Source organism: Streptomyces sp. NBC_00273, from assembly GCF_036178145.1.
Classification (GTDB): Bacteria; Actinomycetota; Actinomycetes; order Streptomycetales; family Streptomycetaceae; genus Streptomyces.
Genome location: NZ_CP108067.1, coordinates 873,118 through 893,996, shown reverse-complemented (window position 1 = coordinate 893,996; position 20,879 = coordinate 873,118). Strand labels below are relative to the sequence as shown.

General features: G+C 73.3%; 18 protein-coding genes. 9 read left to right on the top strand and 9 right to left on the bottom strand.

The features are described 5' to 3' along the window. Window positions 1-11: 11 nt before the first annotated feature. The 3 genes from OG386_RS03635 (at window position 12) to OG386_RS03625 (ending at window position 6,386) form a co-directional block, all read left to right on the top strand. Window positions 12-1,493 (top strand): lipase/acyltransferase domain-containing protein, encoded by a 1,482-nt coding sequence (locus tag OG386_RS03635; RefSeq protein ID WP_328786708.1) that lies wholly within the window; start codon window positions 12-14, stop codon window positions 1,491-1,493. A gap of 166 nt (window positions 1,494-1,659) precedes the next feature. Next, the gene (locus tag OG386_RS03630; protein ID WP_443053085.1) at window positions 1,660-3,576 is read left to right on the top strand and encodes a VanW family protein; all 1,917 of its coding nucleotides are present in this window, start codon (window positions 1,660-1,662) and stop codon (window positions 3,574-3,576) included. A 122-nt stretch (window positions 3,577-3,698) separates the two neighbouring features. Then, window positions 3,699-6,386, top strand: coding sequence for a SpoIIE family protein phosphatase (locus OG386_RS03625; protein WP_405790304.1), 2,688 nt, complete (start codon window positions 3,699-3,701; stop codon window positions 6,384-6,386). A 92-nt stretch (window positions 6,387-6,478) separates the two neighbouring features. Here OG386_RS03625 and OG386_RS03620 read toward each other — a convergent pair whose 3' ends face one another. Both OG386_RS03620 and OG386_RS03615 read right to left on the bottom strand, forming a co-directional pair. Continuing rightward, window positions 6,479-6,865 (bottom strand): hypothetical protein, encoded by a 387-nt coding sequence (locus OG386_RS03620; RefSeq protein ID WP_328786705.1) that lies wholly within the window; start codon window positions 6,863-6,865, stop codon window positions 6,479-6,481. 60 nt (window positions 6,866-6,925) lie between these two features. Continuing rightward, window positions 6,926-7,264, bottom strand: coding sequence for an antibiotic biosynthesis monooxygenase family protein (locus OG386_RS03615; RefSeq protein WP_328786704.1), 339 nt, complete (start codon window positions 7,262-7,264; stop codon window positions 6,926-6,928). 128 nt (window positions 7,265-7,392) lie between these two features. Here OG386_RS03615 and OG386_RS03610 point away from each other — a divergent pair, with 128 nt between their 5' ends. The 3 genes from OG386_RS03610 to OG386_RS03600 all read left to right on the top strand — a co-directional run bounded on the left by OG386_RS03610 (window position 7,393) and on the right by OG386_RS03600 (window position 9,332). Then, window positions 7,393-8,394: an RNA ligase family protein gene (locus OG386_RS03610; RefSeq protein ID WP_328786703.1), complete on the top strand. Its 1,002-nt coding sequence runs from the start codon at window positions 7,393-7,395 to the stop codon at window positions 8,392-8,394. 65 nt (window positions 8,395-8,459) lie between these two features. Continuing rightward, the gene (locus OG386_RS03605; protein ID WP_327380889.1) at window positions 8,460-8,960 is read left to right on the top strand and encodes a hypothetical protein; all 501 of its coding nucleotides are present in this window, start codon (window positions 8,460-8,462) and stop codon (window positions 8,958-8,960) included. A gap of 138 nt (window positions 8,961-9,098) precedes the next feature. Continuing rightward, window positions 9,099-9,332: a hypothetical protein gene (locus tag OG386_RS03600; RefSeq protein ID WP_328786702.1), complete on the top strand. Its 234-nt coding sequence runs from the start codon at window positions 9,099-9,101 to the stop codon at window positions 9,330-9,332. 43 nt (window positions 9,333-9,375) lie between these two features. On the opposite strand, the gene OG386_RS03595 is transcribed toward OG386_RS03600, so the two are convergent. Further along, on the bottom strand, window positions 9,376-10,230 hold the full coding sequence (locus tag OG386_RS03595; protein WP_328786701.1) for a hypothetical protein: 855 nt from the start codon (window positions 10,228-10,230) through the stop codon (window positions 9,376-9,378). 161 nt (window positions 10,231-10,391) lie between these two features. Between OG386_RS03595 and OG386_RS03590 the strand changes: the two genes are divergently transcribed. From OG386_RS03590 to OG386_RS03580, 3 genes are all read left to right on the top strand, one after another. Next, a complete protein-coding gene (locus OG386_RS03590) occupies window positions 10,392-11,048 on the top strand; it encodes a DUF4232 domain-containing protein (protein ID WP_328786700.1) in 657 nt (218 codons plus the stop codon). 164 nt (window positions 11,049-11,212) lie between these two features. Beyond that, window positions 11,213-11,563 carry a hypothetical protein gene (locus OG386_RS03585; protein WP_202197609.1) on the top strand — a complete coding sequence of 117 codons (351 nt, stop codon included), beginning with the start codon at window positions 11,213-11,215 and terminating at the stop codon, window positions 11,561-11,563. A gap of 71 nt (window positions 11,564-11,634) precedes the next feature. After that, the gene (locus tag OG386_RS03580; protein WP_328786699.1) at window positions 11,635-13,014 is read left to right on the top strand and encodes a pyridoxal phosphate-dependent decarboxylase family protein; all 1,380 of its coding nucleotides are present in this window, start codon (window positions 11,635-11,637) and stop codon (window positions 13,012-13,014) included. 9 nt (window positions 13,015-13,023) lie between these two features. On the opposite strand, the gene OG386_RS03575 is transcribed toward OG386_RS03580, so the two are convergent. The 6 genes from OG386_RS03575 to OG386_RS03550 all read right to left on the bottom strand — a co-directional run bounded on the left by OG386_RS03575 (window position 13,024) and on the right by OG386_RS03550 (window position 20,746). Continuing rightward, window positions 13,024-13,782, bottom strand: coding sequence for a hypothetical protein (locus OG386_RS03575; protein ID WP_328786698.1), 759 nt, complete (start codon window positions 13,780-13,782; stop codon window positions 13,024-13,026). A 64-nt stretch (window positions 13,783-13,846) separates the two neighbouring features. Beyond that, window positions 13,847-15,205, bottom strand: a complete 1,359-nt coding sequence (locus OG386_RS03570; protein ID WP_328793152.1) for a cytochrome P450 — start codon at window positions 15,203-15,205, stop codon at window positions 13,847-13,849. 116 nt (window positions 15,206-15,321) lie between these two features. Continuing rightward, the gene (locus OG386_RS03565; protein ID WP_328786697.1) at window positions 15,322-17,409 is read right to left on the bottom strand and encodes a SpoIIE family protein phosphatase; all 2,088 of its coding nucleotides are present in this window, start codon (window positions 17,407-17,409) and stop codon (window positions 15,322-15,324) included. A 151-nt stretch (window positions 17,410-17,560) separates the two neighbouring features. Then, window positions 17,561-18,943: an LCP family protein gene (locus OG386_RS03560; RefSeq protein ID WP_328786696.1), complete on the bottom strand. Its 1,383-nt coding sequence runs from the start codon at window positions 18,941-18,943 to the stop codon at window positions 17,561-17,563. A 152-nt stretch (window positions 18,944-19,095) separates the two neighbouring features. Then, the gene (locus OG386_RS03555) at window positions 19,096-19,527 is read right to left on the bottom strand and encodes a VOC family protein (protein WP_328786695.1); all 432 of its coding nucleotides are present in this window, start codon (window positions 19,525-19,527) and stop codon (window positions 19,096-19,098) included. Window positions 19,528-19,657: 130 nt separating this feature from the next. Beyond that, entirely contained in the window at window positions 19,658-20,746 is a 1,089-nt protein-coding gene (locus tag OG386_RS03550; RefSeq protein ID WP_328786694.1) for a DUF5954 family protein, read from the bottom strand. Window positions 20,747-20,879 lie beyond the last annotated feature (133 nt).

Sequence of the window (20,879 nt, the reverse complement as noted above, 5' to 3'; positions counted from 1 at the left end):
AGGTGTCTCTCATGGCCAAGATCCCGATGGCCGATGTCGTCGTACTGCTCCCGGGGATCGGAGGGAGCGTGCTGAAGAGGAACGGCAAGGACGTGTGGGCGCCCTCCGCCTCGGCGGTACTGGGCGCGCTGGCGAGCCTGGGCGGCTCGCTGGAGTCCCTGGAGCTCGGTGCGGACGACTGGCTCGTGGACGATCTCGGCGACGGAGTCGCCGCCGACCGTCTGGTTCCCGATCTGCACACCCTGCCCGGACTGTGGAAGATCGACGGATACACGGCGATCGAGAAGTTCCTGCTGGCACGGTTCGACCTGCAGAAGGGCCGGAACTACTTCCCGTTCCCGTACGACTGGCGGCGCGACAACCGGGCCGCCGCCCGCAGGCTCGCCGAGCAGAGCGCCACCTGGCTGCGGGACTGGCGCGGGACGAGCGGCAACTCCGCGGCCCAGCTCGTCCTGATCGGACACTCGATGGGCGGGCTCGTCTCCCGCTACTTCGTCGAGGTGCTGGGCGGCTGGAAGGACACCCGGGCCATCGTCACCTTCGGAACCCCCTACTACGGCTCGCTCAACGCCGTCGAGTTCCTGTGCAACGGCTTCCACAAGCGGATCGGCCCGTTCGAGAAGGACCTCACACGTCTCCTGCGCTCCTTCCCCGCCCTCCACCAGCTCGTACCGGTCTACAAGTGCGTGTACGGGCCGGACGGCGAGGCGGCCACCCCGGCCAAGGCCGGGCTGCCCGGCTGGCAACCGCAGTGGAGCAGCCACCTCACCGACTTCTTCGGCGAAATGGAGAAGGCGGCCACCAAGAACCGGGAGGAGTCCGCCTGGGAGTCCAACCAGGTGGTCTACCACCCCATCGTCGGCATGGACCAGCCCACCCGGCAGTCTGCGCGGCTGACCGACCACAAGGTCGAGACCCTCATGCTCCGCGGGGATGCGGACGAGGGGGGCGACGGCACCGTGCCCAAGCTCTCCGCCGCCCTCTCCGGCACCGAGGACGCCCGCACCTTCGTCCCCCAGAAGCACGGGAGCCTGCAGAACCAGGAGGCGATGCTCGACCACCTCGGAGGCATCCTCCAGTCCCTGCACGACGTGCGCATCGACGACCTGCGCGCCGCCGTGACCTCGTGGTTCAGCTACCTCGGTGACGACCTCTACCTCGCCGACGAACCCGTGACCTGCGAGGTCGGGGCCATCAGCGCGCTCAGCGAGGACGAGCTGCCCGAGGTGCCGGCGCGACTGTCCGTGACCGCCCGGACCACCGGCCGGGCGGTGGTCGCCCGCGACCTCACGGTGGCGCGACGGAGGCAGCGGGTCGACATCGGCGTACTGCCCGCCGGCACGTACGACCTGCTGATCAGCGCCGGCGCCGACACGGCCCCGCTGTCCGACGTCTTCGTCGTCGCCGGACCGGACGGCACGGACGGCACGGACGCCACGGACGCCACGGATGCGGTGGATGCCATGGGCGGCACCCACGTGACGGAGGTCTGAGAGCCCCTGCCCGGCGTCGGCCTCCACCGGGAAAGAATCGTGACAACGATTACATTCAGCCCCAAATCGAGCATCCAGCAGGGATCATTATTTCCCGTAATTGTCGTATATGGCTGCCATTGCGGCCCGCGCCACCTGAGGGACCGGTGGGCGCCACGGGAGAGATATGGGACGCGTGCGCAGCTGGACGGTCAACCGACGGATCGCTCTGCCGGTGGTAGCGGGAGGAGCCGTCGTCCTCGCGCTGGGCGGCCTCTACGGGACCGCCCTCGCGGTCGGCGGTGACATCGACCAGGGCACCCGGGTCCTGGGGGTGGACCTCGGCGGCATGAGTCGGGCCGAGGCGCGCCAGGCGCTGACCCGGGAGCTCGGGCCCGCCGCCGCGGCGCCGATCACGGTGAAGATCGGCGACCGGGTGGAGAAGGCCGATCCCGCCGCGCTCGGGCTCTCCCTCGACACCGACGCGACCGTCGACAGCGCCGTACGGACCGGCTACGGTCCGAGCACCGTCATCGGCAGCCTCTTCGCTTCGGGCAGCCACGACGTGGCGCCGGTGATCCGCATGAACGAGCAGACCGCCCGCGCCGCCGTGGACCGCCTAGGGTTGACCACCGAGCAGCACGTCCGCGACGGGGCGATCGCGTTCGAGGCGGGCACGGCGAAGGCCGTCGCCCCGCTCCCCGGCGTCTCCCTCGTCGAGGAGGAGGCCCTCGGCACCCTCCGCGAGGCCTACCTGCGGCCGCACACGGGCCCCGTCGTGCTCCCGGTCACCCGCACCGAGCCGCGCGTCGGCGCCGCGGAGACCGGACGGGCCATGCGGCAGTTCGCCGAGCCCGCGATGTCCGGGCCCGTCACGCTCACCGTCGCCGGCCGCCGCATGTCCATAACCCCCGCCGTCCTCGGCGAGCACCTGAAGATGCGGGCCGACGGACAGGGCCGCCTCGTGCCCGCCCTCGACTCCAAGAGCCTGCTCGCGGATCCCGCCGTGGCGCCCACGATCGACGAGGTCACCCGTACGCCGCGCAACGCCGTACCCGGCCTCGCCGCGGACGGCCGCGTCGTGATCGCCGACCAGGGTCGTGCCGGACGAAAGGTCACGCAGGAAGCGCTCGGCCGGGCCGTGCTGCCGCTGCTGACCCGTACCGGCCCGGCCCGTAGCGGCGAGGTTGCCACCGTGGCGGTCCAGCCGGAGCTCAGCGCCGACGAAGCGCGGCGGCTCGGCATCAAGGAGAAGGTCTCCTCCTTCACCGTGGAGTTCCCGGCCGCCCCGTACCGCACGACCAACATCGGCCGCGCCGTGGAGCTCATCAACGGTTCCGTCGTCATGCCCGGGCAGGAGTGGAGCTTCAACCGCACGGTCGGTGAGCGCACCCCCGAGAACGGCTTCGTCGACGGGATCATGATCAACGACGGCCAGTTCGTGAAATCGCCCGGCGGCGGTGTCTCGGCGGTCGCCACCACCATGTACAACGCCGCGTTCTTCGCGGGCGTCAAGCCCGTCGAGCACGGCGCGCACTCCTTCTACATCGAGCGCTACCCCGAGGGCCGGGAGGCCACCGTCGCCTGGGGCACCCTCGACCTGCGCTGGATCAACGACTCCGGCCACCCGCTGTACATCCAGGCCCGGTCCACCGACACCTCGCTGACGATCTCCTTCCTCGGTACGAAGAAGTACGACGAGATACGTGCGACCAAGGGCCCGCGCACCAACATCACGCCGCCCGGGAAGCGGACCGGCAGCGGCGAGACCTGCGAGGTGCAGACGCCCCTGGAAGGCTTCGACGTCACCGTCGGCCGGACCTTCGTCCAGGGCGGCAAGGAAGTCAAGCACGAGGACTACAAGACCCACTACACGCCGCGCGACGAGGTCACCTGCACCCCGGAGGGCGCGCCGGAGGCCTCGCCCGGCGCCACCCCGGGCGCCACCCCGGGCGCCACCCCGGGCGCCACCCCGGGCGCCACCCCGGGCGCCACCCCGGGCGCCACCCCGGGTGCCACTGCGCAGGCCCCGGAGCCCTCGCAGGCCCCGTCCTCCGCCGCCGCGAACGGCGTCCGGAGCGCGGCCGAGCGCCACGCCGACTGACGTCACCGGGGGACCAGGTGTGACAATCCGGGCGCTCGCTGTGCATGTCGGGGGCCGCAGGCGCCCGGAAGTGCTACAACTGGGTTCGTGACCATTCCTCGCCACCCGTGCCGGGCACGTCGGTGCGGTCACCTCTAGGCAACCGGAAGAAGAGCGTCGCCGGACAGGTATTCGTCCTCCAGGTGGCGATCGTGGTGTTGCTCGCGGCCGGGGCCCTGCTGGCCCTGGTCCTCCAGTCGCGGCACGACACCGAACGCGAGGCACGCAACCGGTCGGTGTCCGTAGCCCAGACCTTCGCCCACTCCCTGGGCCTCCAGGACACCCTGAAGACGTCCGACCCGTCCAAGACGCTCCAACCCCTCGCCGAGACCACGCGCAAGGCCGCCGGGGTGGACTTCATCGTGGTCATGGACACCAACGGCATCCGGTACAGCCACCCCCAGCCGGACCGCATCGGGAAACGATTCGTCGGCACCATCGAGCCCTCGCTGAAGGGCCAGGTCCACACCGAGAGCGTCGACGGCCCGCTCGGCAAGGAGATCCAGGCGATCGTGCCGGTCACCGGGCCCGACGGCAAGGTCAACGCGCTCGTCTCGGCGGGCCTCACCGTCAAGAACGTCACCGGCGTCGTCGACCGCCAGCTCCCGGTCATCCTCCTGGCCATCGCCACCGGCCTGGCCCTGGCCACCGTGGGAACCGCGCTCATCAGCAGACGCCTGCGCCGCCAGACCCACGGGCTCGGCACGCAGGAGATGACCCGCATGTACGAGCACCACGACGCGGTGCTCCACGCCGTCCGCGAAGGCGTCCTGATCACCGACGGCGAAGGCCGGCTCCTGCTCGCGAACGACGAGGCCAAACGCCTGCTCGGGCTCCCGGAGGACGCCGACGGACGCCACATCGCCGACGTACCGGGCCTGGACCGCAGGATGGCGGACCTGCTGCTCTCCGGCCGCGAGGCCACCGACGAGGTGCTGGAGAGCGGGGACCGGCTGCTCGTCGTCAACCAGCGGCCCACCCACCCCCGCGGCCGGCCGGAAGGCGCCGCCATCACCATCCGCGACTCCACCGAGATGCAGGTCCTGACCAGCCGCGCGGAGACGGCCCGCAGACGCCTCAAGCTGCTGTACGACGCGGGCGGCGACATCGGCACCAGCCTCGACGTGGTGCGCACGGCCGAGGAGCTCGCCGCCGTGGCCGTCCCCCGCTTCGCGGACTTCGTCACCGTCGACCTGGCGGACCAGGTCATCGACGGCGAGGAGCCCCGCGCCGGCTCCGACATGCGGCGCACCGCGGTCAGCGGCATCCGCTCGGACCATCCCCTCTACCCGGTCGGCCGACTGATCGACTTCCTGCCCTCCACCCCCCAGGCACGCGGCTACGGAACCGGCCGGGCCGAGCTGGTGCCCCACCTCGCCGACGCACCGGGCTGGCAGGCCCAGGACCCGCCGCGCGCCCAGGCCATCGTGGACTACGGCATCCACTCCCTCATCGCGGCCCCGCTCATGGCCCGGGGCGCCGTACTCGGCGTGGTCAACTTCTGGCGGTCGGAGAAGCAGGAGCCCTTCGACGAGGACGAGCTGTCCCTGGCCGAGGAACTCGTCGCCCGCGCGGCGGTCAGCATGGACAACGCCCGCCGCTACACCCGGGAACACGCCCTCGCCGTGACCCTCCAGCGCAGTCTGCTGCCGCGCGCCCTGCCCGAGCAGAGCGCCATGGACGTGGCGCACTTCTACCTGCCCGCACAGTCCGGGGTCGGCGGCGACTGGTTCGACGTGATCCCGCTGGCGGGCTGCCGCGTCGCGCTGGTCGTCGGAGACGTCGTCGGGCACGGCCTGCACGCCGCCGCCACCATGGGGCGCCTGCGCACGGCCGTGCACAACTTCTCCTCCCTCGACCTGCCGCCCGACGAGATCCTGGCCCGCCTGGACGACCTCGTACAGCGCATCGACCACGACGGGGAGGGCGCCGACGTGAACGGCGGCGTACTGGGCGCGACCTGCCTGTACGCCGTCTACGACCCCGTGTCCCAGCGCTGCACGATGGCGCGGGCCGGCCACCTGCCACCCCTGGTGGTCGCCCCCGACGGCACGACGGAGATCGTGGAGCTGCCGGCCGGACCCCCGCTGGGGCTGGGCGGCATGCCCTTCGAGACCGCGGAGCTGGACCTCGCGGAAGGCAGCCAGCTCGTCCTCTACACGGACGGGCTGATCGAGGAGCGGACCCGGGACATCAGCGAGGGGCTGGAACTGCTGCGCGCGGCCCTCAGCCACCCCGACCGGGACCCGCACGAGAGCTGCCGGGCCGTGCTCGACATGCTGCTGCCGCCCCGGCCCACCGACGACGTGGCCCTGCTCATCGCCCGGACCCGGACGCTCGGCCCGGACCGGGTCGCCCAGTGGGAGGTACCGTTCCAGCCGAGCGCGGTGGGTGCCATGCGCAACGCCGCGGCGAAGAAGCTCGACGAGTGGGGCCTCACGGACCTCGGCTTCGCCACGGAACTGATCCTCAGCGAGCTGATCACCAACGCCCTGCGGCACGGCAGCGCGCCCGTACGGGTACGCCTGCTCCACGACCACAACCTGACCTGCGAGGTGTGGGACGGCAGCAGTACCGCCCCCCACCTGCGCTACGCCGCCACCACGGACGAGGGCGGACGCGGCCTGTTCCTGGTCGCGCAGCTCAGCGAACACTGGGGCACGCGGTACACGCCCGAGGGCAAGGTCATCTGGGCGGAGCTGGCCCTGCCGGGTGCCGCGGGCGGCACGGAGGCAGCCCTCGCGGCCTTCCTGGACGTGGACCCGATCTGACGGGACCCGTGGCCCTGTGCGCCTGTGCGCCTGTGTGCCCGTGCCGCTGCGCCCCTGCGGCCCCGTGGGTGGGATGCCCGGGTGAAGGGCCTTCAGTGCCGCGTCGAGCGCCTGCTCCACCGGGACGGGGACGTCGGGCACGACCCCACGCCCTCCCCGTTGCCGCCCGGGACGGTGTCGATCGTCCGCGCCGCCGGCACCGTCACGAGCAGGTGCTCGGCGACCGCGTGCCGGGCCGTCGGATGGGCGCCGCCCCGCGTCGTGGCACCGACCGGCGGCGGAGCCGTGCGCGACCAGCTGCATGGCCGCGCCGTTCGCGTCCGCACCCCCGGCGGCCTCGCCATGCGCAGGGCGAGGAACGCGGCCTCCCCGCCGTCCTGGTCCACCGGGTCCGCCGACTGAGGCTCATCTGTCCACAGCAGGCGCAGGCGCAGGCGCAGGCACTGGTCCGGGCAGACCTGCTGGAGGTCGGCCGTCACCGCCCCGCAGGGCGCCGGGCCGTTCCAGCCCTCGTAGGCACCCGCCGCGAGACGGCCCGGTCAACCTCGGCCGGCACCCGGTCGGAGCGCCGTGCCCGGGGCGGCGCCGGGTTCCGCGAGCATGTCGTCGACGATCTGCATCCGGGTTTCCGGCAGGCGCTCCGCGATCGCCTCCACCATCATCGCGACCCCCTGCGGATCGGGCGCCGAACAGCGTTCGCGCGCCTCCTCGTCGGGCCAGCGGGCATACGCCACCCAGGTACCGTCGTCCGCCCGGTGCAGTCGGGACCCGTAACTGCCGCACTGCGCGTGGATGGCCGCGGTCACCCGGTGCCAGCCGTCGGTGAACTGCTGCTCCGTGCCCGGCCGGAGCCGCCACCGGTAGATCACGGCGAACACGCCTGGATACCCCCCGAATCAGGATGTGGATCTTCCCCGGCCACCTTAAAGGCAGTCCCGCAGACCCCGCCGAGCAGGCGCACGACAAACCCGGGGACCTCAGCGGACGCGCTCGCTACCATCGCCTGGTGCACCCCGAACCCCGCCCCTGGACCCCGTATCCGAAGATCCCCGCGAACACCCGGCTGGGAGAGGCCCGCGGGCGGAACTGGGTGGCCCACGAGAAGATCCACGGCGCCAACTTCGCCGTCGTGTGCGACGCGGCGGGCGCGCACCCCGCCAAACGGCGCGAACTCCTCGCGGACGGCGGGCTGGACGACTTCTTCGGCGTCGGTCGGATCTGGCCCGCGCTGGCGGTCGCCGCGACCCGCTGCGCGCAGCGCCTGCGCGAGGACACCGGCGCCCCGGACTCCGCGGTCGTCACCGTCTACGGCGAACTCGCCGGCGGCCGTTACCCCCACCCCGGGGTACCCGCCACGCCAGGGGCGGAGCCCGTCCAGACCGGCGTCTGGTACGCACCCGGACTCCTCTGGCTCCCCTTCGACGCCACCGTCACCGACGACGACGGCCCGTGCTGGGTCGGGGACCGGACGCTGCGCGCGGCGGCCGCCGAGGCGGGTCTGCTCTGCGTCCCGCTGCTCGCCGAAGGCCCGCTCGGGCGCCTCCAGGAGCTGCCGGCGGTCTTCCCCACCCGGCTGCCCGCACTGCTCGGCCTGCCCGCGCTGCCCGACAACCTCGCCGAGGGCCTCGTCGTCAAACCCGCCGACGGATCCCGCGAACCCGGGCGGCCCATGGCCAAGTTCAAGCAGCCCGCCTTCGCCGAGGACGAGAGGTTCGACGGCTCGCGCCCCTACCAGGCACCCGCCGAAGGCGCGGCAGGAGTGCCCGGCTGGCTGCTCGCCCACGGCACCGGCCTGCTCACCCCGGCCCGGGCCGCGTCCGCCGTGAGCAAGTTGGGACCGCGCACCCCGCCGGGCGACCTGGCCGCCGAGATCGCCCGGGACGCCACCGAGGAGGTGGCGCAGGCGCTCGGCGGCCTGGACGGGACGACGTACCGCGCACTGGAGGAATCCCTGCACGCGGGTGCCCTGACCCTGGCCCGCTTCGACGCCGCCGACCGCCGCGCCTGACACCACCGGCGCGGGGACGGCCGCCGGATTCCTCCGGCGCCGACGGCACTGTGCATACTGCTGCCATGAAGTCCCCGCTCGGCGCGCGCATCCACCTGATGATCACCTTCGTGCTGGTGACGTGCGGCGCGGTCGCCGGAGCCTGCCTCGGCCTGCTCCTGTACGGCCGGCTGATGGCCGTGGTCTTCGCGGCCGTGGCCGGTCTCGGCGCCGGGCTGGGATCGTTCTTCTCCCGCCGGCAGGTCCTCGCCCTCTTCCAGCCCGAGCACCGGGCCGTCCCGGCCGACGGCTACGCCGAGGGCCTCGCCGACGCCGCGCTCGTCTGCATCGCGACCTACCAGGCCGCCGTCTTTCCGCTCACCCCCGACGGGGTGAGCGAGGCCGAGCGGGAGGCCCGCCGCACGATGGCCTACCGCATCTCCGCCTACGAGGGCCTGCCGTACCCGGTGCAGACCTCGGCGGCGGCCGCCCTCGAAGCCATCGACCACGGCGCGGACCCGGGGCGGGCGGAGACCGCCATGAAAGCGCTCTGCCTCACCATCTACGACCACCGCCGGGGCAGCTGACCCGGGCACGCACCGGGGCCCTCCGGTGCGCTCAGCCCATTGTGTGATCGGCTGGTCGGCAACGGTTGGGCCTCGGTCCGGCCGCCGGCAGTGGCCTGATGCGGATCATGGCGTTGTCCGGTTATGGAATCTGACGGGATGCTGTTCGCTCGGGCGCCGCTCGACGGTGTCGTCTGGCTCGACACACTGGTCCACGATCCGGCCTGCCGGTCGTGTCCGCGCCTGCGGAGGTCGGGAGAGGAATCGGAGGAGGCCGACGCCGACGCCGACCCTGACGGGATCCCGGTGCTGTCGGGCCGGGCCCGGAACTGGATGGTCGCCGCGTCCGCGGTCACGGTCGTCTCGGCCGTACTGACCGTCGTGGCGAACTGACGGCCCACCCGACCGGCCCCGCGGTACTCGGGTGCGCGCGGGCTCATCCGCCCTGGTGGAGGGTGAGCGTCCAGGTCCGGTAGCCGTACTTGCCGGGCCGGTCGGGATGTTGTTCGGTGATGGTCGCCGTGATGTCGTCGCCGGCGCGGTGGAGCGCGCCGTGATAGCGCCACGCTTCCCCGGGGTCGATGGCCAGCAGCTCGGCGAGGACCGTGTCCTCGAGTCGGCGGCCGACGGCGCGCAGCACTCCGGCGTCGAGGACCAGGATGGTGCCGTCCGTCAGGACGAGCGGCTCCGGGGTCTGCGGGTCGGAGAGCGACGGCCCGCGTTCCACGGCGCCACCGGGCAGCAGCCGGACCACCCGGCTGCTGGTGGGGATGGTGCGGTCGGTCTCGACGACGCGGATGCCGGTCCCGATGACGTAGTGCCCGTAGCTGCGCCAGGAGTCGTACAGGGTGCCGTCGCGGTCGTACGCCCAGGTGTCGAAGGCGTCGTAGCCCTCCAGGCCGAGTACGAACCGGCCGCCGCCCAGGGCCGCGCCGCGTGCGCCGCGCAGTTCGGCGATCCGGCTGCCGTCCGCGAGGTCGAGCAGCACGGCCGGGCCGAGGTTGCCCCAGGCCGTGTACGCAAGGGAGTCGGTCGTGACCAGGACCCGGCCGCCGGAGACGTGGGCGGCGTTGGGGATGCCGGAACAGAGCGCGGTCCAGCGGGTGCGGCCCGAGTCGTCGATACAGCTGATCTTCCCGGCGGTGCCGTGGATCCGCAGATCCCGTCGCCGGGCCAGCGGCCGGCCCGCGGCACGGGACGGACCGTCCGGCGGCAGCCCGGACTTGCGCCCCCGTGCCCGCACCGTGACCCGCCACGCGCTGGACCGGCCGTCCTCCTGCGTTGTCCCCATGGATCCAGATGCTAGGGGGTGTCTGACCGGCCCCGCCCGCAACCGTGGTCGATCCGACGACACACCGTCACCAAGCTGTGAAGCTTCTACGGGACGCTGGTGCTCAGCCAGACCGGCCCGGCCCGGCGCGTTCCGCGCATTCCCCAGGGGGGACCACCATCATGAGTACCGTACGCAAGGCCGCCATCGCCCTCGCCGCCGTATCCGCACTCGCCCTGACGGCCTGTGGTCCCACCGAGGACGGCGCGGCGGGCGGGTCCGGGACGCCGAGCGCGAGCCCGACCGCCAGCCCCGGCGGGAGCGCGACCGCCGTCCCGAGCGCGAGTCCGTCGAAGTCCGCGGCGCCGAAGAAGACCGCGACGCCGTCGAAGCCGTCGAAGCCGGGCTCGACCGACCCCGACTTCGACGTCTTCCCGTGCAGCACGTACGACGTGACGTTCACCGCGACCCTGGCCGAGCCCACGACCAGCAGCTACCTGCTGAAGATCACCAACAAGGGGACCAAGGCGTGCAGGGCGCTCGGGCACCCGATCGTCACCTTCGGCGACCTGGACGGCCAGGCCACGGAACGGGGCGCGGCCCCCGGCATCGAGGACGCGCTCCGGCTGGAACCGGGCCAGTCGGCCTACGCCGGGCTCATGGGCGGCACCAACGACGGCAAGGGCAAGACCGTCAACTCCATCGCGCTGACCATGAACACCGAGTCCGACCTGAAGCAGACGCCGCTGAAGGCGTCCACCCCCGGCCTGTACGTCTCGCCCGACAAGAACTCCGTGACCGCCTGGATGAACAATGCGGAGGACGCGCTGAGCCTGTAGGCCGGCGCCTGTAGGCCGGCCCACCGGCCCGGGGTGACGGTCCCCGGCACGTCCCTGCACGTCCGCGTTCATCCGGTCGGCCGACCAACGCAGGCCGGCCGTGTCCCGCCGGGTCACGCTGTGGACAAGGACCGTCACCACCGCACAGACGAGGACCCGAGCCCATGTCCCACAGCCGACGTATCAGCACCATCGTGGGCGTCGCAGCACTGCTGCTGACGGCCAGCGCCTGCTCGGGCCTGGGCCGGAGCACCGTCGGCATGCTGACCTTCCGCGGACACGACTCGCCGGTCGAGCTGAGCTACTCCAACACGCTGGTCGTCGGCTGCCACAAGATCGGCATCCCGAAGGGGGCCACGCACGTCGAGAACAACACCCTCGTCGACATCGTCCTGTACCGGACGCCGGACTGCCAGAAGACCGACAAGGCCGACGGGATCTACGTGGCCACCACCCTCTCGAACGTCACGGCCCCCGTGAGCCTGCCCTGGCGCAGTTTCAGCGTCATCCACTGACCCGCGCCCTTTCTGCCCGCCCGCCGGCCCGCCGCTTGCGGGCGGGCGGGCTCTGTTCCATAGTCCGAGGTATGGACGAGCGCGAGGCGGCGCTCCGACAGGCGCACGGCCACGCCGTCCGTTGGCTGGCCAGCCTGTCCGACCGCCCGGTTCCCGCCCGCGCCTCGGTCGACGAGATCGTGCGCGCGCTCGGCGCCGACCTGCCCGACGCCCCCAGCACGCCCGCCGACGTCGTCGACCTGCTGGCCACGGCCTGTGAGCCGGGGCTCACCGCCTTCCCCAGCGGCCGCTTCTACGGGTTCGTGATCGGCGGCACCGAGCCGGCCGCACTCGCGGCGGACTGGCTGGTCAGCGCCTGGGACCAGAACTGCGTGATGCGCGCGGTCTCGCCCGCGTACACGGCGGCGGAGGAGATCGCCGGCGCCTGGCTGCTCGACCTGCTCGGTCTCCCACCCGACAGCGCCGTCGGCTTCACCACGGGCGCCACCATGGCGAACTTCACCTGCCTCGCCGCCGGGCGCGACACGGTGCTGCGCCGCGCCGGTTGGAACGTGGCCCACGACGGGCTCGTCGGCGGGCCGCCCGTACGCGTGGTCGCGGGACGGGACCGCCACATGTCCATCGACATGGCCCTGCGCTACCTCGGGCTCGGCCGGCCCGAGCTCGTCGATGCGGACGAGCAAGGACGCATCGACCCCGGGGCCCTGCGCCGCGCCCTGGCGGCCCGCGGTCCCGGTTCCGGCCCAGGTCCCACCATCGTGATCCTCCAAGCCGGTGACATCCACTCCGGCGCCTTCGACCCCTTCGCCGAGACGGTCCGTGCCGCACGCGAGGCCGACGCGTGGGTGCACGTGGACGGCGCCTTCGGGCTGTGGGCGGCCGCTTCCCCGGCCCTTGCACACCTCACCGACGGCTGCGCGGGGGCGGACTCCTGGGCCACGGACGCCCACAAGACGCTGAACGTCCCCTACGACTGCGGCCTCGCCATCGTCCGTGACGCCGCCGCCCTGCGGTCGGCGATGGGCGAGCGGGGCGATTACCTCATCCAGCACGAACACGGAGACCCCGTCGACAAGGTTCCCGAACTCTCCCGCCGCGGACGCGCCTTCACCGTGTGGGCCGCCCTCAGGTCCCTCGGCCGCCAGGGCGTGGCCGACCTCGTCGACCGGTTGTGCCGGTACGCCCGCGCCTTCGCCGCCGGCATCTCCGAGATCGAGGGCGCGACCGTCCTCAACGACGTGGTCTTCACCCAGGTCTGCGCCGTGTTCGGCGACGACGAACGCACCGACCGGGTGCTGGCCCGACTCCTCGATGAGGGCGCGGCCTGGATCAGCGGCTCCACCTGGCACGGCCGCCGCGTCATGCGCATCTCGGTGAGCAACTGGTCGACGACCGACGAGGACGTCGCACACACCCTCGACGCGATCCGCCGCGCGTCCGACGGCACGTGAGGACACGGGTCAAGGCCCCTCGCCCCCGACGGCCGCGATGTCGCGTGCGACGTTGAAGTCCGGGCCGTGCTCCGCGCGCATGTCCTCGCACCACCTCGTGGTGCGGGCACCCGCGTACGTGACCATCCCCGGCGACACGCCCAGCCGGAAGCCTCCGAGGAGCGGTTCGCCCTCCGGCGTGCGGGGGAGGAGGGCCAGGAGCGACGGGCCGTTCGACGCGTACACGACGCAGTCGTCGAAGACCGCCAGCGGATACAGACCGGTCCTGCGCGCCGACGCGAGCATCTTGCGGTGCATGTCGACCCGGGCCCTCGCGGTGACGGCGGCCCGGATGTCGGGTCGCCAGGTCGGGCGCTGCGGGACCGGCCACGGATGCTCGCCGAGCAGTGCCAGACCGTCCCCGGCGGTCGCCTCGATCGCGCCGAGCACGGCCGCCGCCCCGGGATCGGTCCGGTGCCGGCGGGCCATGGCGTCCAGGAACTCCTTGTCGGTGAGGCCGGGGCCCATGCCGAGGTCGGCCATGGTGGCCACGTAGCCGTCCCGCAGCCGCTCGTACCAGGCGTCGAGGTACGGGGCGCTCCTGGTACGGACGTACGCCGCCAAGGGGTGGACCGCGAAGCCCAGTTCCACCGCGTAGGCGAGGGCCGGGGTGGTGTACCAGGCCGCGCCCGTCGGAGGTCGCCCGTGCGGTGTGAACGGAGAGGGCAGGCGCTCGTCGAGCGTGGTGCGGGACGGGTCCACGAGCCAACTGCCGGGAAGTCCAGCCATTCCTGATCCCCGCTTCCCGGCACGTCCCAAATGCCCTGCCGGCAACGGCACGAACCCCCTCACCCTATCGTTGCGGATCTTGGTCGACGCGCCGTTCGGTCCCACCATCGCTGAGGGTGACGGGCGTCGGGCCGTCGGGGCGGACGGTGATGCTGTACGCCGCCCCCGTGGGGACGGTCCGGAAGTCCGGGACGTGGGCGGGCAGCAGGAGTTCGAGCAGGGCGACCGACTCCCGGAGGGCGAACTGCTGGCCGAGGCAGGCACGGGGGCCGATGCCGAACGGCACGTAGGCGCCGGGCCGGGTGGGACGGCCGCCGGGAACGGTGAAGCGCCGGGGGTCGAAGTGCTCGGGATCCGGCCACAGTTCGGGATCGCGATGGGTGAGGTAGGGGCAGACCAGCAGATCCGTGCCCGCCTCGACGCGGTAACCCGCCAGCACGTCGTCCTCGGCGGCGTGCCGGGGCAGGATCCACGCGGACGGGTAGAGCCGGAGCGTCTCGCTGACCAGTGCCTGGATCGCCTCGCGCCGCTCCGCCGAGCCCTCACGGCCGGCTGCGAGGGCCCACTCGCGTGCCGCGGGGTGACGATCGAGGAGCAGGTACAGCCAGGTCAGCGTGGTCGCGGTGGTCTCGTGGCCGGCCACCAGCAGCGTGACGAGCTCGTCCCGCACCAGCCGGTCGGTGTACTCGGGGCGCTCGGCCGATGCGTCGACCAGCACCTGGAGCAACCCCGGCCCGTCCGGCCCCGGGGCGCCGTCCCGGGCCGCGGCCACCGCCCGCCGCGCGACCTCGTCGATGCTGGCCAGGTCGTCGGCGACGGCGTCCCGGGCGTCCACCTGGTCGGCGGGCAGGCTCGGCAGCGCGGCCACCACGGTGGCCACGGCGGTCAGTTCGTGCGCCGTGGTGTCGTCGAGCGGGTGCCCGGTGAGCGCCCGCCAGATGGTGTCCAGGGCGAAGCGGCGCATCTCCTCGCCGAGGTCGAAGGTCCGCCCGGTGCGCGCGTGGTCGGCCCACCGTCCGGCCGTGGTCCGGGCCGCTCCGGCGATCCGCTCCTCGTAGCGGCGCATCCCCTTTCCGGTGAACTGCGATTGCAGCAGCTTCCGTTGGCGCTTCCAGGCCTCGCCGGTCGCGGCGAGCACCCCGTCGCCGATCAGCAGGCGGGCGCGGTGGGAGCGCTTCACGTACTGCTCGGGGTGCAGGGCGAGGACGTGCTGCACGGCCTCGGGCCCGGTGACCAGGACGGTGGGCTGCGGCCCGAGGCGGAACGCGGCGACGCCGCCGAGCCGTTCCCGTACCAGCCCCAGCAGGTCGACCAGTTGACCCGATTGGGTGCGCCACTGCTCCACCCAGTCGGCGTCGGCCTCGGGGAGCGGTCGCCCCGCCCCGGACCGCTGCGCGGCGGGCGGCCCACTGCTGGCGTCGATGGCCACGGCTCTTCTCCTGTCCGGCTGTCGGGACGGCGCCCGAGGGTGCGTCGGCATCACGGACTGTACGGGGAGGTGCGTGTGCGGTGACAGCGGCGGAGGGCCGATGGCCCGATTCACCCGGGTGGTTGGGGGGCGGGCCCGCCGATGCGGGCCGCGAGGAGGGCGATGTCGTCGTCGGCGGAGGCGGGCACCAGGTGGGCGATGAGGGAGTCGCAGAGGTGGTCGAGCGATTGCTGGGGCGCGGCGAGCAGGCCGGTGAGCTCGGCCAGGCGTTCGTCGATGTCACGGCGGCGCGCCTCGATGAGGCCGTCGGTGAAGAGGACCAGGGTGCTGCCGGGCGGAAGGGCGATGTCGGTGGTGGTGAAGGAGATGCCGCCGACGCCCAGCGGGACGCCCGGCGGGGTCTTGACGAGGTAGACGGTGCCGTCGGGCTGGACCACGGCCGGCGGCGGGTGTCCGGCGCGCGTGACCGTGCAGTGGCCGGTGGCGGGGTCGCAGACCACGTAGAGGAAGGTCGCGAGCATCGGGTCGGAGAGGTCGGCCAGGGTGGCTTCGAGCTGGTGCAGCAGGGCCGTGGGAGGCATGTCGAGGCGGCCGAGGGCGCGGACGGTCGCGGAGAGCCGTCCCATCACGGCGGCGGCCGCGATGCCGTGGCCCATGACGTCGCCGATGAGGAGCGCGGCCCGGCCTCCGCTGAGGGGCAGGACGTCGTACCAGTCACCGCCCACCTCGTTGACGTCGCTGGCCGGCAGGTAGCGGTGCGCGATCTCGATGCCGGGCGGCGGGGTGACGTGCTGGGGGAGCATGCTGCGCTGGAGGACGACCGCGGTCTCGTGCTCGTGGTGGTAGAGGCGCGCGTTGTCGATGCTGATGGCGGCACGGGCCGTCAGCTCACTGGCGAGGGTGACGTCGTCGGACCCGAAGGGGCCGGTGTGTCCGGTGCGGTAGAAGGTGGCGACGCCGAGGACCATGTCGCGGGCGATGAGCGGGGTCATCATGAACGAGTGCACGCCCAGCTCCAGGAGTTGGGCCGGCTTGGGGGAGTGCCGGGCCGCGGGGGCGACGGCCCGGTCGTCGAGCTGGGCGATCAGGAACGGCTGACGGGCCGCGAGGGCCTGGGTGTAGGGGGCGGTCGTGGGGAAGATGAGGGTCCGCCCCAGGGGCGCCAGGGCCTGCGTGACGGCGGAACCGGTCAGCGGCGCCTTGCCCAGACGGCGCAGGGCGACGCCCCCGGCCAGTCCCGTGCCGGGCTCGATACCGCGGGCGAGGGAATCCAGCACGTCGACCGTGACGGCGCTCGCGAGGTGCGGGACGGCGAGGTCGGCGAGCTCCTGCGCCGTGCGCTCCAGGTCGAGGCTGGCGCCGATCCGGGAGCTCGCCTCGCTGAGCAGGGCGAGGCGGCGGCGGCCCGCCTCGGCCTCGGTGTGGTCACGCTGCTGCACGGTGATGTCGAGGAGCGAGGCGATCACGCCGATCGGCCGGCCCCCGGGATCCTCCACGCGCACGTACGAGCACGACCACACGTGGTCGTGGTCCGGGTCGGCCGGGGTCCGGCCGGTTCGGCGCCGGTCGAGGACCGGCTCTCCGGTGTCCAGGACCTGGCGCATCGCCCCCTCCATCTCGTCGGCGTTCACCTCGGGCAGCAACTCGGCCAGCCGCCGCCCCACATGGGCGGACTCCGCCAGGCCGTTCATCGCTTCGAGGGCCGGGTTGACCTGGAGGAACCGCAGCTGCGTGTCGAGGACCCCGATCCCGACCGGCGAGCGGGCGAACAGTCCGTCCCAGACGGCCGAGGAGCCGCGGATACGGCGGGCCGCGTGCGCGTCCGCGGCGAAGACCAGCACGGCCGAGGCGCCGTGGCGGCGGTCCGGGACGGGGCAGGCCCAGATCTCCAGTTCCAGCGGGTGACCCTTGCGGTGCCAGGCGGTGACCGTACCCATGACCCCGCGCCCGGTGGCGGCCGTCTCCCACAGGGACCGGCCCAGGCTGCGATCGGCTCCCGGATGGAGGAGATCGGAGATGTGCCGCCCCAGCACCTCCGGCGGGGCGTAGCCGAGGAGCTGCTGGGCGCCGTGGTTCCAGCGCACGATCATCCCGTCGTTGCTGGTGGCCACGAGTGCGACCGGCAGGGCGCCCAGCCATCCTCCGGCGTCCTGGGCGGCGCTGCTGATCAGATCGTCGAGCGGCATCTCCTCATGCATCCTGCACCCGCTCCTCCGGGGCGGCCCCGCGCCGCCGCGGCCCCACCGGGGCGGCGTGCGCCACCGTCGGCCCGGCGCCGCGGCCGCGCCACGGTCCGCCCCTGCGGCCACTCACCTGGTGCGGCATGCGACTGTGCGTGGTCCACATCTCTCATCGTCGCCCGGATGGCTCCACGGCGCTCCCCGGCCGGGCGGCCCCGGCCGCGGCCGGGGCTTCGGCGCAGCGGAGGCGGTCCGCGGTCACGGGGGCGCCGTCGGCCACGTTGCGGTCGAACGTGACGCTCTTGACCCGGACGGGCCGTGCGCCGACGGTGACCTCGACAACCGCGTCGAGCTCCGGGTCCACTTGCGGGCGGGAGCCGGGCAGGGCGGCCGCCACGGTCGCCGCGTCGTCCTCCTGGCCGGTGGCGTACCGGATGAGCGGCGGGCCCGCCGGGCGTTCGGGCGGTGCGGTCGCGGAGGTGTCGGTGACGACGAAGCCGTTGCCGCGCAGGGCGGCGGCGACCTCGGCGTCGTCCACCCGGACGGCGATCCGGGCCGGATCGGTCGGGGCCGGGTTCTCCGCGACGGGCTGGATCCGGGGGTCGCCCGTGATCGGGCGGTCCGCGCCGAGCGCGGCCCAGAGCGCGGCGGAACGGGCCTCGTCCCACACCAGGGTGGAACCCACACCGGGTACGCGGTGGTCGAAGAGCCGGATGGGGACGGTCGCGAACTCCGTCCGGCCCGGCCGGAGGCGACCGAGCGCCCAACCGATGCGCACCAGGTCGTCCAGGCCCGTCCGTGCGTCGGTGCGTACGGTCTTCAGCAGGGTGCGCACGGTCCGCGCCGTGCTGAGGGGACCGGCCAGGGCGCCCTCCGCGGTGAGCCGGGCCAGCAGGTCGTTGACCACGCGCTGCTGGCGGCGGACCCGGCCCAGGTCGCCGGGCCGGAGGTTGACGTGCCGGGCCCGGACGTAGCGAAGGGCCCGGTTCCCGTCGGCGAGGTGGCGGCCGGCGCCGATGTCGAGCCCGGAGTTCTCGTCCTTGAGCGGCTTGTCCGTGCACACGGTGGCGCCGCCGAGGTTGTCGACCGTCTGCTCGAAGCCCGTGAAACCGGTCTCCAGGTAGTGGTCGATGTGCAGACCGGTGGCCTTCTCGACGGTGGCCACGGTGAGCGGGCCACCGCCGAGCGCGAAGGCGCCGTTGATCTTGCCGCTGCGGGCCGGGGCGGTGGCCGTGGCGCTGGTGGCCGCGTACTCGACGTAGGAGTCGCGCGGGATGGAGACGATGCTCGCGCGCCGCCGGTTCTGCGACAGGTGGACGAGCATCATCACGTCGGTGCAGTTGCAGCCCTTGCCGCCCACGTGGAGCCGTCGCTTCTCGGCCGCGGAGAGTCCGGCGCGACTGTCGATGCCGACGACCAGGATGTTGGTGCCCCGGCCGCCGCCACCACCGCCGCCTGCCGACGCACTCGCGGCCGAGACGGCCTGGGTTCCCGCGAAGGAACCGCAGGAGAGGGCGGTCAGCAGGGTCAGAGCAACAGCGGTACGACGCAAGGCACATCCCCAAAATAGAACGAACCGGCTGAAATGGGGAATGTACTGGTCCGCTGTGCGAGCGGCCGGGCTGTACGCGCCGGGATTCCTCCGCGCAGGGGGCGGGCTTGGTACATCTGCCCGCCGCAGCGTCGGAGCCGGCGCCGGCCGGGTCAGCGCTCGGACAGCTCCGACGGGGCCTCCTGGACGACCCAGCTGTTGCCGTCGGGGTCGGCGAAGGTCATGAAGGAGTTCCAGGTGCCGCCCTTGCCCTCCTGCCAGCCCGATGCGCCGAGGTTCCGGACGGGCGACACGTCCACGCCCCGGGCCACCAGCTCCTCGCGGGCCGCCTCGATGTCCGTGACGCACAGCTGGAGGCCGTGCAGGGTGCCGGGCGCCATGACCTGGCCGCCGGGTGCCCCGGGCATCCCCTGGAGCATGGCGATGGAGCACCGGGAACCGGGCGGGGTCATCTGGATGATGCGCACGCCGGGGGAGACCTCGTCGTCGAGGTCGACGCCGAAGCCGACCTGGTCGGCGTAGAAGCTCTTGGCGCGATCCATGTCGGTGACAGGGACGGGGACGACTTCGAGCGTCCAGTTCATGGTGTCTCCCTCGGGGCATCAGCGGGTCGCACAGCGGGGCGGGTCCACCGTTTCCCATGGAGGTCCGGTGGCGCACGTCGAAACGCCCAGCGGGCGCCGACTTCTGGCACGGGCGGACCCGTGCCGCGGGTCAGTCGTCGGGGAGGACGCGGCCGTCCTCGTCGAGCGTGAGGTGGATGCGCGCGGGGTCCTGGCTGTTGACGTCGGACGGACGCGGGCCCTCCGGCCCGTCGGGCCCCCAGCGCAGCAGGCGGCGGGTACGGACGATCTGGTACAGGGTGCCCTGGAACTCCAGCCGGTCGACGCGCCCGCCCCGGAGCGTGTCGGCGGCCCCGGCGTACGCCGCCAGCTTCGCGGCCCGCAGGTCGGCGCTCTCCCCGCCGCCCGCGGTACTCCACGTACGGGCGTCCGTGCGCGGGTCGGCGTCCTCGGGGATGTGACCGCGCATCCGCGGCCACATCCAGGTCAGGGCGAAGTCCAGCGACTTGCGGGCGGCGTGCGGAGTCGCGTGCGGGCCGCTGATCGGCCGCCAGCCGTACGTGGTCCGCTCCACGACGCTGAAGGTCGGCGGCATCAGCAGAACGTCCGGGTGGGTGTCCAGGGCCCGCCGCGAATCGGCGCGCACCTCTTCGGGGAACCGCGCGCCCGTGTAGCACAGGCCGCGCAGCGCCAGCTGCTCGAACGCCTGGGTCGGGGTGACCGGCGCGTCCGGATCCACGACCAGGGCGTCATCGATCCCGGGCTCCCGGACGGTCCGGTCCCAGTCCGGGACGAGGGGCTCCGGATCCGTCGGGCGCGGCGTCTCGATACCGCCCGGGCCCGAGGCCGCGTACTCCTCGGCCCGCACCACCCGGTACCGGGTCCCGGACACGAGGAGTTCGTCGACGCGCTCGCTCTCCAGCCGGGCCACCGCCGCCAGCAGCTCGCGCCGCTCCGCCCGGTCCTGCGCCTCGTCCTTCGCCTGGAACCACAGCCGCGAGTTCAGCCCGTCGCGCGCCTGCTGCGGGCAGCCGGCCGTCACTTCGAGCACCACCCGCCACCGCGGCCCGTCCTCGGCGGACTGCGCCACCACCCCGAACAGCGGGCCGCGCACCACCACATCACCCGCCCGCGCCGCGGCGTCGAGCGCGTCGGCTTCCATTGCGGCTTCCACCGGTTCCACCGGCACCCGCACCACCACCGGCCGCGACCCGCGCGGCCTCATGTCCCCACGGTCCATGGCCCCATCCTGCCGACCGGTGTCGGGCGCCGCCCCTGATTCGCCGATTCCCCAGCCCCGGGGGGCCCGCGGGCGGTACCGTCCGCGCACCCCTGGCATGTCCCCGGCACATCCCTGACATTCGTCACTGCCC